This window comes from Thalassobaculum sp., from assembly GCF_040219215.1.
Lineage (GTDB): Bacteria > Pseudomonadota > Alphaproteobacteria > Thalassobaculales > Thalassobaculaceae > Thalassobaculum_A.
Map to the genome: position 1 here is coordinate 433,208 of NZ_JAVJSX010000008.1, position 14,078 is coordinate 447,285.

13 protein-coding genes are annotated in these 14,078 nt (G+C 66.7%); 6 read left to right on the top strand and 7 right to left on the bottom strand.

Going from position 1 to position 14,078, the window contains the following annotated elements; genetic code table 11:
• Window positions 1-87 precede the first annotated feature (87 nt).
• Window positions 88-921, top strand: a complete 834-nt coding sequence (locus tag RIC54_RS07515) for a sugar phosphate isomerase/epimerase family protein (protein ID WP_350086214.1) — start codon at window positions 88-90, stop codon at window positions 919-921.
• On the opposite strand, the gene RIC54_RS07520 is transcribed toward RIC54_RS07515, so the two are convergent.
• Window positions 893-1,978: an AbrB family transcriptional regulator gene (locus RIC54_RS07520; RefSeq protein WP_350086217.1), complete on the bottom strand. Its 1,086-nt coding sequence runs from the start codon at window positions 1,976-1,978 to the stop codon at window positions 893-895. The two genes, RIC54_RS07515 and RIC54_RS07520, sit on opposite strands and share 29 nt — an antisense overlap.
• 155 nt (window positions 1,979-2,133) lie before the next feature.
• On the opposite strand from RIC54_RS07520, the gene RIC54_RS07525 reads away from it, so the two are divergent.
• Both RIC54_RS07525 and RIC54_RS07530 read left to right on the top strand, forming a co-directional pair.
• A complete protein-coding gene (locus tag RIC54_RS07525; RefSeq protein WP_350086220.1) occupies window positions 2,134-3,183 on the top strand; it encodes a TauD/TfdA family dioxygenase in 1,050 nt (349 codons plus the stop codon).
• Window positions 3,184-3,185: 2 nt separating this feature from the next.
• Window positions 3,186-3,773, top strand: coding sequence for a nucleotidyltransferase family protein (locus RIC54_RS07530; RefSeq protein WP_350086223.1), 588 nt, complete (start codon window positions 3,186-3,188; stop codon window positions 3,771-3,773).
• A gap of 134 nt (window positions 3,774-3,907) precedes the next feature.
• Here RIC54_RS07530 and RIC54_RS07535 read toward each other — a convergent pair whose 3' ends face one another.
• The gene (locus tag RIC54_RS07535) at window positions 3,908-4,714 is read right to left on the bottom strand and encodes an N-acyl homoserine lactonase family protein (RefSeq protein WP_350086226.1); all 807 of its coding nucleotides are present in this window, start codon (window positions 4,712-4,714) and stop codon (window positions 3,908-3,910) included.
• A 133-nt stretch (window positions 4,715-4,847) separates the two neighbouring features.
• The gene (locus RIC54_RS07540; RefSeq protein WP_350086229.1) at window positions 4,848-5,447 is read right to left on the bottom strand and encodes a GNAT family N-acetyltransferase; all 600 of its coding nucleotides are present in this window, start codon (window positions 5,445-5,447) and stop codon (window positions 4,848-4,850) included.
• A gap of 175 nt (window positions 5,448-5,622) precedes the next feature.
• On the opposite strand from RIC54_RS07540, the gene RIC54_RS07545 reads away from it, so the two are divergent.
• Window positions 5,623-6,327: an RT0821/Lpp0805 family surface protein gene (locus tag RIC54_RS07545; RefSeq protein WP_350086232.1), complete on the top strand. Its 705-nt coding sequence runs from the start codon at window positions 5,623-5,625 to the stop codon at window positions 6,325-6,327.
• Window positions 6,328-6,360: 33 nt separating this feature from the next.
• Here the strand turns inward: RIC54_RS07545 and RIC54_RS07550 are convergent, their stop codons facing one another.
• Window positions 6,361-7,173 carry a sugar phosphate isomerase/epimerase family protein gene (locus RIC54_RS07550; protein WP_350086235.1) on the bottom strand — a complete coding sequence of 271 codons (813 nt, stop codon included), beginning with the start codon at window positions 7,171-7,173 and terminating at the stop codon, window positions 6,361-6,363.
• A gap of 151 nt (window positions 7,174-7,324) precedes the next feature.
• On the opposite strand from RIC54_RS07550, the gene RIC54_RS07555 reads away from it, so the two are divergent.
• Window positions 7,325-8,551, top strand: a complete 1,227-nt coding sequence (locus tag RIC54_RS07555; protein ID WP_350086238.1) for a cation:proton antiporter — start codon at window positions 7,325-7,327, stop codon at window positions 8,549-8,551.
• Window positions 8,552-8,589: 38 nt separating this feature from the next.
• Here RIC54_RS07555 and RIC54_RS07560 read toward each other — a convergent pair whose 3' ends face one another.
• The 3 genes from RIC54_RS07560 to RIC54_RS07570 all read right to left on the bottom strand — a co-directional run bounded on the left by RIC54_RS07560 (window position 8,590) and on the right by RIC54_RS07570 (window position 12,220).
• Window positions 8,590-9,315, bottom strand: coding sequence for a VIT1/CCC1 transporter family protein (locus tag RIC54_RS07560; protein ID WP_350086241.1), 726 nt, complete (start codon window positions 9,313-9,315; stop codon window positions 8,590-8,592).
• A gap of 11 nt (window positions 9,316-9,326) precedes the next feature.
• On the bottom strand, window positions 9,327-11,813 hold the full coding sequence (locus RIC54_RS07565) for a hybrid sensor histidine kinase/response regulator (protein ID WP_350086244.1): 2,487 nt from the start codon (window positions 11,811-11,813) through the stop codon (window positions 9,327-9,329).
• 95 nt (window positions 11,814-11,908) lie between these two features.
• A complete protein-coding gene (locus RIC54_RS07570; RefSeq protein WP_350086247.1) occupies window positions 11,909-12,220 on the bottom strand; it encodes a cupin domain-containing protein in 312 nt (103 codons plus the stop codon).
• Window positions 12,221-12,535: 315 nt separating this feature from the next.
• Between RIC54_RS07570 and RIC54_RS07575 the strand changes: the two genes are divergently transcribed.
• Window positions 12,536-14,071, top strand: a complete 1,536-nt coding sequence (locus RIC54_RS07575; RefSeq protein ID WP_350086250.1) for a DHA2 family efflux MFS transporter permease subunit — start codon at window positions 12,536-12,538, stop codon at window positions 14,069-14,071.
• Window positions 14,072-14,078 lie beyond the last annotated feature (7 nt).

Genomic DNA, 14,078 nt, shown 5'->3' on the forward strand with positions numbered 1-14,078 from the left:
CCCGATCGGTTGCTCTCGATTGATTGCATGGCCGGTTCCGGCGTTCAACAATCCGCCGGGCCTTTGCCAACCGATCGGATCGACGCCATGCCTGAACCCCATCTGCTGTCGGTCAACCAGGTGACCACGCGCGAGCGCTGGACGCTGGAACAGGCGATCGACGGGTATGCCCGGCTGGGCATCGCCGGCATCGGCACATGGAGCGAGTCGGTCCGCGACCTTGGGCTGGCGACCGCCGCACGGCGCATCCGTGACGCCGGCCTTGCCGTGACCGGCCATCTGGTCGGCGGGCTGCTGACCGATCGCGACCCGGCGGTCCGGCGTGCCCGGATCGATGACAACCGGCGGGTCATCGACGAGGCGGCCGAACTGGGCGCGCGCTGCGTCGTAACGATCGCCGGCGGCATGCCGGAAGGCGAGCGCGATCTGGCCGGCGCCCGCGCCCGTGCCCTGGACGGCCTGGCCGAGTTGTTGCCGATAGCGCGTGCCGCCGGGATCACGCTGGGCCTGGAGCCGCTGCACCCGATGATCTGCGCAGCCCGGTCGGTGCTGCCGACCCTGGAACTGGCCAACGACTGGTACGAGGCCCTGGCGACGGATGGCGGCGAAGGGCTCGGCATCGTGGTCGATGTCTACGCGGTGTGGTGGGATCCGAACCTGGCCCGCGAGATCAACCGGGCCGGCGGACGCATCTGCGCCTTTCACCTGTCGGACTGGCTGGCCGAGACCACCGACCTGCGGCTCGACCGCGGCATGATGGGCGACGGGGTCATCGACATTCCGGCCATCCGCCGGATGGTCGAGGCGGCCGGCTATGTCGGAATGCGCGAGGTCGAGATCTTCTCGGCCCGCGATTGGTGGCGGCGCGACCCCAAGGAAGTGATCGCCACGATCAAAGAGCGTTATCGGACGGTGGTGTAGCGTGGGCCGATGATGGCCGACGGAACATCCTTCGGAACACTGTCTCCGAGAAGCCGATGACCAGGAAGATCCGCACCACGTGGAACGCCGAGACGATCGGCACGCCGAGGTGCAGGACCTTGGCCGTAATGCTCATCTCGGCCATGCCGCCCGGCGAGACCGCCAGTGCCATGGTTGCGACGGGAATCCCGACGATCAGACCGATCAGCGCACCGGTCGCAACGTTCAGCCCGACCAGCACGACGGTGGACAGCACGGCCGACGGCAGGAAGCGGCGCAGCGCCAGCAGCCGGTCACGGCGGTAGCGCAGGCCCAGCGTAGCGCCGATCAGCACCTGCGACAGGTTCAGCAACGGCGTCGGCATCGAGGAGAGATGACTTTCGGATACGGTGATCAGCACGGCGACCGCCATCGGGCCGAGCAGCCAAGCGTTCGGCACCTTGCGCCACGCCAGCAGTCCACCGCCGGCGAGCGCCAGGGTCAGCAGCGCGCCGAAGCCCATCGGGTCGAATGTCAGGGTCGAGGGCTCGAACGGATCGACTCCGGTCAGGCCGAGCACCGTGATGACCGGCGGGATGGTGATGACCACGCACAGGATGCGCAGCGACTGGGCCAGCGACACCGGCGCAGTCTCGCCGCCGTTGCGCTCGGCCAGGATCGACATCTCTGCGACGCCACCCGGCACGCTGGCGAAGAACGCGGTGGCGTCGTCGACCTTGGCGGAGCGCCGCAGGGTGTAGGCGGCGACCACGCCGTAGGTGATCGACAGCAGGGCGGCCAGGATCATGACCGGCGCGTAGCCCGCCACCGCTTCGGCAACCGCGGCCGTGAAGGTCAGGCCGATCGCTGTGCCGAGCAGCAACTGGCCGACCTGCCGGCCACCGGGCGGCACCGACAGCTCGATCCCGCACAAGCCCGCCGCCGCGACCGCGCCGAGCGAGCCAAGCAGCCACGCCAGCGGCACGTGCAGCAGGTCGAGCGCAAAGCCTCCGGCGGCGCCGAGCGCCAGGGTGGCGGCCCATAGGATCACGGCAGGCGCGCGCAGCCGGCTCGGCATCAGGTTGTCCGATTCGCAAACGATGATTGGAGGCTCGCCATGACGGCGACGGTCGATCTGCCTTGCGCCACCGTGCGGCCCTCCCCACGCTCTGAAACGGGGCCATAATAGACACGCTGCCCGACGGGGTACAAAAGTCCGGAGGAACCGCACCGATGCCAGCGATGCACAACTCATCCGAGCCGGCCCTTCCGCCGGTTCCGGTGGTCGACCCGTCGGCTTGGCTGGCGACCGATCTGCAGGCGGATTCAGGCTGGATCCAGCGTCTCGACGACCACGAAATTCACGAACTCGACCGTGCCGTCGAATCGGTGGTCGAACGAGGGCTGAGGCCCGGCGGATTCGACCGTGACGGGTTTCCGTTGACCCATCTGGCCGATCGCATCGCCGGCTGGGTGCACGCGCTGGAGCACGGCCGCGGCTGCGTTCTGGTGAAAGGGCTGGACCCGGGCCGCTACGATGACGATGCGCTGGCAGCCCTGTACTGGGGGCTGGCGGTTCATCTCGGCGACCCGATCCCGCAGAACGCCAAGGGCGACCTGATCGGCCATGTCCGCGACACCGGCCGCGACTACACCTCCAAGAACGTGCGCGGCTACACCACCCGCGCCGAGTTGAAGGCGCATTGCGACGCCTCCGACATCGTCGGTCTGCTGTGCCGGCATCCGGCCAGGAGCGGCGGCGAAAGCCTGATCGCCAGCTCGACCGCGATCTACAACCACCTGGCGGCCGAGCGGCCTGAGCTTATTCCGCCGTTGCTGGAAGGCTTCCACTACGACCTGCGCGGCGAGGGCGTGACCGACGACCCGGACGAGACGACGTTCCACCGGGTGCCGGTGTTCTCCTGGTTCGAAGGACGGCTGTCGTGCCGGTTCAACGGCAAGTCGATCGAGGAGGGCATGATCAAGCGCGGTCAGCCGCTGTCGGGCCTGGCGCTGGAGGCGGTGCGCGAGGTTGGCCGCCTCGCGGTATCGGCGCCGTTCCGCTACGACATGACGTTCGAGAAGGGCGACCTGCAGCTGCTGTCCAACCACTCTATCCTGCATTCCAGAGCGGCGTTCGAGGACTGGCCGGAACGCGAGCGGCAGCGCGACCTGTGGCGGATCTGGTTCAACCTTCGCGACGGCAGGCCGCTGGCCCCAGAGTTCGCCGACCGCCTGAACACCGGGCCGCGCGGTGGCGTCCTGGTGCGCGGAGCTGGGTGACGATGCGCGGCGCGGCGATCGAAGTGTCGGCGGCAGGCACGCTGATTGCCGATGCTTTGGCCAACCCGATCAACGCCGCGATCCTGGAACGGCTGCCCAGGCTCGGGTTGGATCAGCCCTGGCTGGTGGCCGGCTGCGTCTATGGCCCGGCGTGGAACCGGCTTGCCGGTCGGCCGGTGGCCGAGAACATCAAGGACTACGACATCTTCTACTGGGACGAGGACACCAGTTGGGAGGCCGAGGACCGGGTCATCAGGCGCGCTGCCGGACTGTTCGCCGACCTCGGTGTGGTGATCGAGCTGAAGAACCAGAAGCGGGTGCCGTTGTGGTACCGGGGCAAGTTCGGCACGGCGTACCCGCCGGTGGCCGATGCCGCCCAGGCGATCGGGCTGTTCCAGATCGCCTGCACCTGCGTCGGCCTGGCGCCGAAGCTGGGCGGGGGCCTGGACCTCTGTGCGCCCCATGGGTTGACCGACCTGTACGACGGCATCCTGCGGCCAAACCCGTCGTGTCCCAGCACTGCGGAGCGAACCCGGGCCAAGGCCGAGAGCTATCGCGCCCGCTGGCCCTGGCTGCGGTTTGTGGAGTAGCCGGCTAAGACGTGACGTCCCGAGCCCGCCAGACGACCACGCTCGTCCGCCGCGCCGCCCCGCCTGCCGTCATCCCGGACCGGACCGCCGGTGGCGGGGCGGAGCCGGGGTCCAGCGGGCGACAGGCAGTGGCCCTACCCCTTGGCCGGCGCCACGTCCAGGCGGACCACCTTGCCCTCCAGGTCGGGCGACGGAGCCGGGTAGTATTTCATCACCAGCGGGTCGTGGCCGGGCACCACATGGTCGGTGGAATCGGCCAGCATCTCCAGGGTGTTGAAGCCGTTCATCATCTCGCCGAGGTTGAAGCAGATGATGAACGGGTTGCGCTCGCTGAGGTTGCGGTAGAAGTGCGCGCAGTCCGAGGCCAGCACCACCCAGCCGCGCTTGGTCCAGACCCGCACGCACATCAGCCCGGCCGAGTGGCCGCCGATCCGGTGGAGCGTGACACCCGGCGCCAACTCGGCGTCGCCGTCGTGAAACCTGACCCGGCCGCCATAAACATTGCGCACCATGTCGGTGACGTGCTCGACATCGAACGGCCGGCGGATCGCCTCGAAGCACATGCAGCGGCCGGTGGCGTAGGCCATCTCGCCGTCCTGCAGGTGGAAGGTCGCCTTCGGGAAGTGCTCCTGCCCGCCGGCGTGGTCGTAGTGCATGTGGGTGATGATCACGTCCTCGACCGCGGCGGCGTCGATGCCGAGCAGGCCGAGACCTTCCGCCGGTGTGCAGATCAGCGGGGTGCCGCGCTCCTTCGACTCGCGCTCGCCGAACCCGGTGTCGACGACATAGGTCCGGTTGGCGTTGCGGATCACCCACACGAAATAGTCGAGCGGCATCGGCGAGTCGTGGAGATCGTTGAAGATCAGGTTCTGCGACGCCTTGCGGGTCGCGTTGTGGGCGTACTTGACGGCGAAGACCTCGTACACCTCGCGCTCGGCCATGATCGTGCTCCCTCCCGAGTTCATCCGCTGTCGATCGGCGGTTCGGAGGTGAGGCTAGACGGCGGGCGGCCACGGGACAATGTGGAGCCGCGGAACGGGTGCGTGCGCGGCGGGGCTGTGCCTGAGGAGCGATCTAGCCGTTCAGCGTTGTCGGCATGAACTCTTCGCGCAGCAGCGCGAACAGCCGGTGGTCCTGCCACTTGCCGTTGATCTTGAGGTAGCGCCGCGCCAGTCCCTCCTCGCGGAAGCCGGCGTTCCGCAGCACGCCCTGGCTGGCCTCGTTGTGCGGCAGGGTGGCGGCTTCCACTCGGTGCAGGCGCAGATGCTCGAAGGCGAAGCCGCAGGCGCCGTACACCGCCTCGGTCATATAGCCCTGGCGGGCGTACGGCTTGCCCACCCAGTAGCCGAAGGTGCAGGATTGGGCGACCCCGCGGCGGACGTTGGCGAGCGTGATGCCGCCGATCAGCGCGTCGTCGTCGCGCCGCAGCATGAAGAAGGTGTAGCCCTGGTCGCGGCTCCAGTCCTCGGTGTAGCGGGCCAGACGGCGCCGGTAGGCCGCCCGGGTCAGCGCATCATCCGGCCAGGACGGTTCCCACGGCGTCAGGAAATCGCGCGATAGTGCCCGAAGCTCCGCCCACTCCTGCCAGTCGCCACGCTGCGGCGGCCGCAGGTAGAGGCGGGGTAGGACGATGCGCGGATCGGCGCGTGCCGACGGGAAAAGCGTGAGGACCACTGAGCCCACCCCTCACGGAAGCGTTGCAGTATTGTCCACCGCGACGGCGACGCTGGCAAGCATCGCCGGAACCGCAGCTCCGCCCATCCGTTTAGCGATGATAGTTTTCGCGTCATCGTGACCGGCTGGATGGAAGTCATTGCCACCCTGGCGTTGCAATTCGGAGGAGGGAACCATGCATTCACGATCCGTTCGTCATCTGGCGTTGGCGGCCATCGCGGTCGTCAGTCTCGGTGCAACCGATGCTGTCGCCAAGGGCAAGAATGACGCGAAGTACGAATACAAAGAAACCAAGCACGGCTACGAGTACAAGTACGACGACGGAAACTGCAAGGTTTCGAAGAAATACAAGAACGGCAAGTATGATGAGAAAGTGAAATGCAAGAACAAGCAGCGTTCAGCGCCGCAGTACATCGTCGTCGAGCGGCCGGTCTGGACGGCGGAACCGCCGCGTGACTACCGCCCGATCGACGTGTCCGGCGGATTCTGTAACCGGGAGCTGCTCGGGCAGGTGCTGGGCGGAGCGGCGGGTGCCGCGATCGGCTCCCAGTTCGGGGCCGGAACCGGCCGGTTGCTGGCGGTCGCCGGCGGCACTCTTGCCGGCTTCTTCGTCGGCGGCGAGATCGGCGGATCGCTGGACCGGGCCGACCAGTTGTGCGCCGACCAGGCGCTAGAATACGCGCCGAACGGCCGGGCCGTCGAATGGCGCAATCCGGACAGCAACGTGGCGTACCACATGGTCCCGACCGAGACCTTCCAGGCCGGTAACCGCTACTGCCGGACCTACACCACCACGGCGATCATCGGTGGCCGGCCGCAGGAAGCCTATGGTACCGCCTGCCGGCAGCCCGATGGCAGCTGGGAAGTCGTCAACAACTGATGGCGCGGACCCGTCCCGGCGATGCTGACGGTGCTAGGACGGGCCGTGGCGCTGCAGCAGAGTCTGCATGGCGGCAAAGACCTGGCCCGCGCGTTCCTCTGGTGGTCGCGACGTACCCATCGGGACCTCCAGAGACACCGCTGCATCGATCGGCAGTTCGGCCAGCAGCGCGCCTAGGGGCAGTACCCCCATCCCCGGGGGCAGGCGGCCGGAGCGGGCTTCGCGGATGATCTCCTCGGTCGTGGTAGGGGCCTCGGCCCGAGCGTCGCAGAGCTGGGCGCTGCGGATCAGGCCGGGCGGCACGATGCGCAGATCCTTCGGCGCGCTTCCGGTGCGCGTCAGGTGCAGGGCGTCGACCAGAACGGCGCCGTTCGGGTGGTCGGCGGCGGTGACCACCGCCAGCGCGTCGGCCAGGGTCCGCACCCGGCGCCACGCCATCCACTCCAGATCGACCCCGATGCCGAAGCCCGCGGCGAGGTCGCAGAGATCGACGAACTTTGCCGTCAGTCGAGCCGGGTCGGGGTCGTCGCCGCAGACGCTGAGCGTGCGGGCCCCGAACTCGGCGGCCGACTCCAGGACGCCGGTCAACTGGGCCGCTGAGAACGCTTCATCGATGGTCGCGATCTCCACGTCGTGAACCCGGATCCCGGTGTCGTCCAGGCGCCGCTTCAAGTCGCGCATCTCGGGGCTGCCCGCCGGGGTCGGGTAGTATGGCGTGCCCGGGGCGCCCCGGATAAGCCGCAGGCCGACGGTCGCGTAGCCGATGCGGGCGGCGAGACTGACCAGTTCCGGCGGGGGAACCTCCAGCACGGTAAAATGGGCGAGACCGAGTGGGCGGTGCGGCAATGGGCGTGTCCTCTTGGGTCGGTGGACGCAATGCGCTGTCCACCAGGGAAGACAGTGTTTTCCGGGTCGTTGCCCGGGTGACCGTACTGGCGCCCATCCGGGCCGTCCACTATGAGAGCGGCATGAAACCCACTCCGCGCGAGGACCGTCGATGACCCCGTTCCATGTCGCCGCGATCCTGGTGGTGCTGACCGCCGGCTTCGCGGCCCTCAACCATCACCTGCTGCGGCTGCCGACCACGATCGGGTTGGTGATCATTGCGCTGGCGGCCTCGGCAGCGACCATGGGGGTGGACGCGCTGTACCCGGCGTTCGGAATTGCCGACATCATCCGGGGTCAGATCGAGGCGATCGACTTCAACGAGACCCTGATGGATGGCATGCTCGGGTTCCTGCTGTTCGCCGGCGCCCTGCACGTCGATCTCGACGATCTGAAGCAGCAGCGCTGGATCGTCGCGCTGATGGCAAGCTTCGGGGTGGCGTTGTCGACCGTGGTGGTCGGTTACGGCTACGCCTGGATGGCCGGTGTCCCGATCCTGGTGGCCCTGGTGTTCGGCGCGCTGATCAGCCCGACCGACCCGGTCGCGGTCCTGGGCATTCTGAAATACGTCAAGGTCCCAAAGAGCCTGGAGATCAAGATCGCCGGCGAGTCGCTGTTCAACGACGGCATCGCGGTGGTGATGTTCGCGGTCCTGGTTGCGGTCGCCTTCCCGGGCGGCGAGCCGATGACCGCCGGCGGTGTCGCCATACTGTTCGTACAGGAGGCCGTAGGAGGTGTGGTCCTGGGCGGGGTGGTCGGCTGGCTGACCTATCAGGTGCTGAAGCGCACCGACGACTACGTGCTGGAAATCCTGCTCACTCTGGCGCTCGTCATGGGCGGCTACGGTCTCGCCCATGAACTTCACGTCAGCGGGCCTCTGGCCATGGTGGTTGCCGGCCTGTTCATCGGCAACCACGGCGTCACCTTTGGAATGAGCGAGCGGAGCGCGCGCCATGTCAGCGATTTCTGGCACCTGATTGACGAGATCCTGAACGCCGTTCTGTTCCTGCTGATCGGCGTCGAGGTGTTCGCCATCCCGTTCGGCGATCAGGCGTTGTGGCCGGCGCTGGCCACCATCCCGCTGGTGCTGCTGGCGCGGTTCCTGGCGGTGATCGTGCCGGTCAGCGCCATGCGGGTGCGGCGCGGGTTCACCCAGGGCGCGGTGGCGGTGATGACCTGGGGCGGGCTGCGCGGCGGCGTCTCGGTGGCGCTGGCCCTGTCACTGCCGGACAGCGAATGGAAGGCGACGATCCTGACCGCGACTTACGTGATCGTGGTGTTCTCGATCGTGGTTCAGGGCCTGACGGTCGGTCCGCTGGTCCGCAGGGTGGTACGGTAGGCGCCATGGCGCGGTGCCGGTCGGGCAGGACTCGGACGCTACAGCCGCGCCAACAGGTTGCCGACAATGTATGCCACAGCGGCGGCAGCCAAGCCGATCGTCGCGGTGTTGGCCCCGGCGCGCCACCAGGTCAGCGGCGACCATCGGCTGCGTACCGAGCCGATGACAAAGAAAGTGATGCCGGTCAGCGCGGTGGATGCTGCAATCGATGCCTCCAGTCCGAACACGTAGGGTATCAAGGGAACCGAGCCGCACAGGATGAACGCCGCGAATGTCGCGCCGGCGGCCTTCATCGGTGACCGCTGGACCGGCTGCAACCCGTGTTCCTCGGCCATCATGACGTCGATCCAGCGGTCGCGGTCGCCGGTGATCGTCTGAACCGCCTGCTTCAGGCCGCTGCCTTGAAAGCCTTTGGCATGGAGGATCTGCCGGACCTCTTCGCGTTCGCCGTCGGGAACCGCTTCGATGTGCCGCTCCTCCATGGCACGCAGATGCGCGTACTCGTCGACCTCGGTTCGCGTGCTCGAGTAGTTGGCCGCCGCCATCGAGAAGCCGTCGGCCAGCAGGTTCGCCACGCCAAGGATCAGCACGATCCGGGGCGACAGATCGGCGCCGACAACCCCGGCGACGATTGCGAAGGTGGTAACCGCACCGTCGATGCCGCCAAAGACCAAGTCACGGAGGTAGCTGACCTGAGGGCCGCGCGCCAGTCGGGCCCGGATCTGCTCCCGGCTGTGTCCGTGCTCGAGCGGTTGCTGCGGCATTGGCCCACCGATTACATCTTTGGAAGACTCGTGTGCTCTATCAGGATGGCATAAAGGCGGTGCGGGTCGACCGGCTTGCTGACGTGCTCGACCATCCCGGCCTCGCGGCTGCGCCGCCGATCCTCGTCGAAGGCGTTGGCGGTCATGGCGATGATCGGCAGATTCTGAAACGCCGGAACCTGCCGTATGGCGCGGGTGGCGGTCAGTCCGTCCATCTCCGGCATCTGCAGGTCCATCAGCACCGCGCTGAAGGCGTCGCGTGTCCCGGCGCGCAGGATATCCAATGCGCGTCGGCCATTTTCGGCGATCGTCACGCGGGCGCCGACCACCTCCAGCATCTCGCGGGCGACCAACTGGTTCACCTCGTTGTCTTCGGCCACCAGCACATGCAGGCCGCTCAACGCCTTGCGGATCTCCGGATCGAGCGACGGGGCGTCGATCGGGCGGCGTCCGAAGGCCCCCATCAGGGCGTCGCGCATCCGCGACGGCGTGGCGGCCTTGGGAACGGTGCCGTCGGCCAACTCCTCGGCGCCGGCGAAGCCCGGACCACCCGGCAGATGCCCCGTCATCAGAATCAACAGGCGCCCGACCGGATCGTCCCATCCTGGCGGCCGCTCCTGCAGGGCGGCCTGCAGACGGCCCACGATCGTCGAATCGGCGAGGCCATGGTCGAGCAGCACCACGTCGAAGGGGACCGTGCTGTCGCGAAGTGCCGCCAGCGCAGTCTCGGTGTCGGCCACCGAACTGACCGTCACGCCGAGTTGCGCGATCGACCGGCACAGCGCATCGCGCGCCGGCCCGTAGTCGTCGATCACCAAGGCGCGCAGCCACCCGACCCCGCGCGGTCGTGGAGGCTGGCTTCCGCGATCGTCGTTCGGCAACGCCAGCCTGATCGTCAGGTGGAACGTGCTGCCCCGATCCTTCGCGCTCTCGACACCAATCTGGCCATCCATGATCTCGGTCAGTGCCTTGGAAATCGCCAGGCCGAGGCCGCTGCCGCCATAACGCCGCGTCGTGGACGTATCGGCCTGCGTGAAAGCCTGGAACAGCCGGTCGGACTGCTCCTGGGTCATGCCGATGCCGGTGTCTTCGACTTCGAACCGGAGAGTGGCTGCATCCCGGCTCCGCTGGACCAGCCGGACGCGTAGATGGATCGTGCCCTGGTCGGTGAACTTTGCCGCATTGCTGCCGAGGTTCAGCAGGATCTGCGCAAGGCGCAGGGGGTCGCCGAGCAGTCGATGCGGTACTTCATCGTCGACGGACAGCAGCAGTTCGACATCCGATGACTTCAGCCGGTTTCCAGTGAGGTCAACGAGGTTGCCGAGTACGTCGTCGAGTTCGAACGGGACATGTTCGAGCTCCAGCATGCCGGCGTCGATGCGCGAGAAATCGAGGATGTCGTCGAGGATCCGCAGCAGCAGCTGTCCCGAGATCTCGACACGGGTCAGGTGATCGCGCTGCTTCTCGGTCAGGTTTCCCTGAAGGACCAGCTGGGTGAAGCCGATGACCGCGTTCAGCGGCGTGCGGATCTCGTGGCTCATGTTGGCCAGGAATTCAGACTTGGCGCGGGCCGCACTCTCGGCCTCTTCCTTCGCGCTGCGGATCTCTTCCTGGGCGTTCACCCAGTCGGTGATGTCGACCAGCACCGATACCCAGCCGCCCGATGCGGTGCGGCGGGTGCGGCGGTCGATGTGCTTGCCGCGCATCGGCCAGTACTGGATCGACTGGTTGAAGTCCTGGAACTTGTAGTAGTCGAGATACTGCTGGTAGACCGCTTCGAAGGTCTGGTCGCCGAACGATTTCAGTTCCTCGACCTCGTAGCGGATCAGCCCGGCCATGCCGCCGAATCCCTGCATCAGCTCCTCGGTGTAGCCCTGGATCCGGGTGAACTCCGTGTTCCAGGCGCGGAAGTTGAAGTCCTTGTCATAGATCACGACCGGGTGCGGGATCGCCTGCAGCGCGGCCTGCAGTTCCTCGTGCGCTTGGCGCGACTCGTCGCGAACCGCCGAGAGTTCGGAGTCCCGGTCCAGACAGGACAGCAGCACCACCGCCGACGTCGCGGCGACCGATCGAAGAAGTTGGCGGTCGGTGTCGGTGAACGCGTCCGTCCGGTCGGCCATCGCGGCAAGTGCGCCGACCGCCTTGCCGGCGACGACGAGCGGTGCCACCAGCGTCGAGGACGTGCCGTTCCCGCCATCCAGTTGTTTCAACGACACGATCTCGCGGTCCCGCAGGCAGCGAGCCAGCGCCAGATTGATTTCGCCGGGGGCGGCGCCGTGCAGTGCGTCGCCCGAACCGGAGCGCAACAAACCGGTTTCGGCATCGATCAGCGCCAGTTGGATCCGGTCGCAGCCAAGAAGTGTCGGAAGACGGTCGCCGAGAAGCGTGTTGACAGCCTCAGCCTCACTCGCTTCGACCAATGCGGTCAGCAGGTCGGCAAGACAGCCTAGGTTCGATGCGGATCCGCCAGGAGTTCCGCTGGAGGCCGATCTTGTCATGGGGACAACTCACGGCTGTAAACGAGCAGTGATTCTATGTGAATCACCTGCTCGCTGCTGTGGCAAGGGCCGTGCCGCGGTGGTGCGGCAAAACCTCAGCCTTTCATGAAGACGGCGGGCTTGTTGGCGAGGTTGGTGACGCGATGCTCGAATGGACCGGTTCGCGTGATGGTCGAGCCCGGCTGCAGCTCGTACACCTCGCTGCCCGTCGAACCGTCCGGGTTCCTAATCTCGCGCCGGAAATGAAAGTGCGACAGCGCGGTAACGGTGTAATCCTGGCCGCTTGGGTAGGTGTGCCAGTCAGTCGCGTCGTTCTGCTCCGGCAGCACGACAATTCGGCCCTGCAGGTTGGGCGAACCGATCGCCACCCCGTCGCCGGCCGTCGTGTCGTAATTCTGAACCGCCATTCTTCCCTCCACCCCGAATCAATACCAACACTTGATTGATAATCTCTACGGACGTGAAGAAAGGTCGTCAATAGGTTGAGTGTTAACGAATTTTGGAGCGCTGGCGTCAATAGCGCTGGTGCTGAAGACGTTTCCTGCCGGTAAACAGATACCGAGAGGGTTCGCGGTCTCGTCTCGGCGCCGAACCCGGCTGGCGCTCTCTCGGCGATTGTCGAACGGGGCAACTGTTCGACGAGCTAGTATATCGTGCCATCATGGTGCCGAGCCGTCGACGAGTCTCACAGGCGGCAATCAACGGGAGGGGCGGCCCGCGGCATGACCGACGCGGCAATCTCCGGCGCCGCGCCGCCGGTTGAGATGGGATTCGGCCGCCGGGCGTTGATTCTGGTGACGTTGACGTTCGTCACCATGCTTTACACGATGACGGTGATGATCGTGAACGTGGCTCTGCCGAAGATGCAGGGCACGTTTTCGGCGACTGCCGACCAGATTGCCCTGGTGGTCACGTTCAACATCGTCGCCACCGCCGTGGCGACGCCGATGTCCGGCTGGCTGGCCTCGCGGTTCAGCCGGCGCGCGCTGATGCTGTACTGCTCGATCGGCTTCACTGTCGCCTCGGTGCTGTGCGGGGTTGCGGGAAGCCTCGAGCAGCTGGTGGTCTTCCGGGTCTTCCAGGGCGCGTTTGGCGCCCCGTTGGTGCCACTGGCCACCGCCATGGTCCTCGACACGTTTCCGCGCCATCAGCAGGGGACCGCGACGGCGGTGTTCAGCATGGGCGTGGTGTTCGGCCCGATCATCGGACCCACCGTCGGCGGTTACCTCGCCGAGGCGCTCGGCTGGCGCTACGTCTTCTTTCTGCTGGTGCCGTTCGGCGTGCTTGCGATCGTCAGCATCCTGGCGGTGATCGACGATCGCCGGAAAGCACCGTCGATCCGGCTCGACTGGTTCGGGTTCGTGCTGCTGGCCATCGCTATAGCGGCGTTCCAGCTCATGCTCGATCGCGGCCAGCGGCTTGACTGGTTCGACTCGCCGGAGATCATCGCCGAGGCGGCGATCGCCGCACTGTGCTTCTATCTGTTCCTCGCCCACGTCACCACGTCGCAGGCACCGTTCTTCGACATTCGGATGCTGGCCGACCGGAACTATGCCATCGGCTTCGTGATCGCCTTCCTGTTCGGGATGATCCTGTGGACGCCGATGGTGCTGTTCCCGCCGATGATGGCCGGTATCCAGGGGTACCCCGAGGCCGAGATCGGCCTGTTCATTGCGCTGCGCGGGCTCGGCACGCTGGCCGGGTCGATCCTGATGGCGTTCATCAACCGGCTGTTCGACCCCCGCGTCCTGTTGGCCGTCGGCTTCCTGATCCAGGGGGTCGCCGGCTGGTACATGGCGGCGTTCGACATCAATCTTGCGCCGTTTGCGCTGGCGTGGACCAGTGTGCTGGCCGGATTCGGCGTCGGATTCGTATGGGTTCCGCTGACGCTCATCACCTATTCGACGCTGGACAAGCGGTACCTGAACGACGCCACCGCCTTCTTCCACCTGGTTCGCAACGTCGGCAGTTCGATCTCGATATCGGTGTCGGTCGCAGTGGTGATCCGCACCGCCTCGATCACCTACGTCGACCTGACGCCGTACGTGTCGATCTTCGCGGACGCCACTTCGCTGATGGGGCTTCGGGGCGACTGGCCGCTGGACGAGACCCGTCAATTGAAGGCACTCAGCGCCGAGATCGACCGCCAGGGCCTGATGCTGGGCTATATCAACGCGTTCTATTTCTACACGGTGACCGCGTTCGCGGTGCTGCCGTTGATCGCGCTGGTGCGCCTGAAGCCGCCCGAGCGGGACTGACCCGGCA

Excerpts from the sequence above, each read along its gene's own strand:
- RIC54_RS07515 (WP_350086214.1), top strand. The coding sequence starts at position 88 with ATGCCTGAACCCCATCTGCTGTCGGTCAACCAGGTGACCACGCGCGAG.
- RIC54_RS07520 (WP_350086217.1), bottom strand. The coding sequence starts at position 1,978 with ATGCCGAGCCGGCTGCGCGCGCCTGCCGTGATCCTATGGGCCGCCACC.
- RIC54_RS07525 (WP_350086220.1), top strand. The coding sequence starts at position 2,134 with ATGCCAGCGATGCACAACTCATCCGAGCCGGCCCTTCCGCCGGTTCCG.
- RIC54_RS07530 (WP_350086223.1), top strand. The coding sequence starts at position 3,186 with ATGCGCGGCGCGGCGATCGAAGTGTCGGCGGCAGGCACGCTGATTGCC.
- RIC54_RS07535 (WP_350086226.1), bottom strand. The coding sequence starts at position 4,714 with ATGGCCGAGCGCGAGGTGTACGAGGTCTTCGCCGTCAAGTACGCCCAC.
- RIC54_RS07545 (WP_350086232.1), top strand. The coding sequence starts at position 5,623 with ATGCATTCACGATCCGTTCGTCATCTGGCGTTGGCGGCCATCGCGGTC.
- RIC54_RS07555 (WP_350086238.1), top strand. The coding sequence starts at position 7,325 with ATGACCCCGTTCCATGTCGCCGCGATCCTGGTGGTGCTGACCGCCGGC.
- RIC54_RS07560 (WP_350086241.1), bottom strand. The coding sequence starts at position 9,315 with ATGCCGCAGCAACCGCTCGAGCACGGACACAGCCGGGAGCAGATCCGG.
- RIC54_RS07565 (WP_350086244.1), bottom strand. The coding sequence starts at position 11,813 with ATGACAAGATCGGCCTCCAGCGGAACTCCTGGCGGATCCGCATCGAAC.
- RIC54_RS07570 (WP_350086247.1), bottom strand. The coding sequence starts at position 12,220 with ATGGCGGTTCAGAATTACGACACGACGGCCGGCGACGGGGTGGCGATC.
- RIC54_RS07575 (WP_350086250.1), top strand. The coding sequence starts at position 12,536 with ATGACCGACGCGGCAATCTCCGGCGCCGCGCCGCCGGTTGAGATGGGA.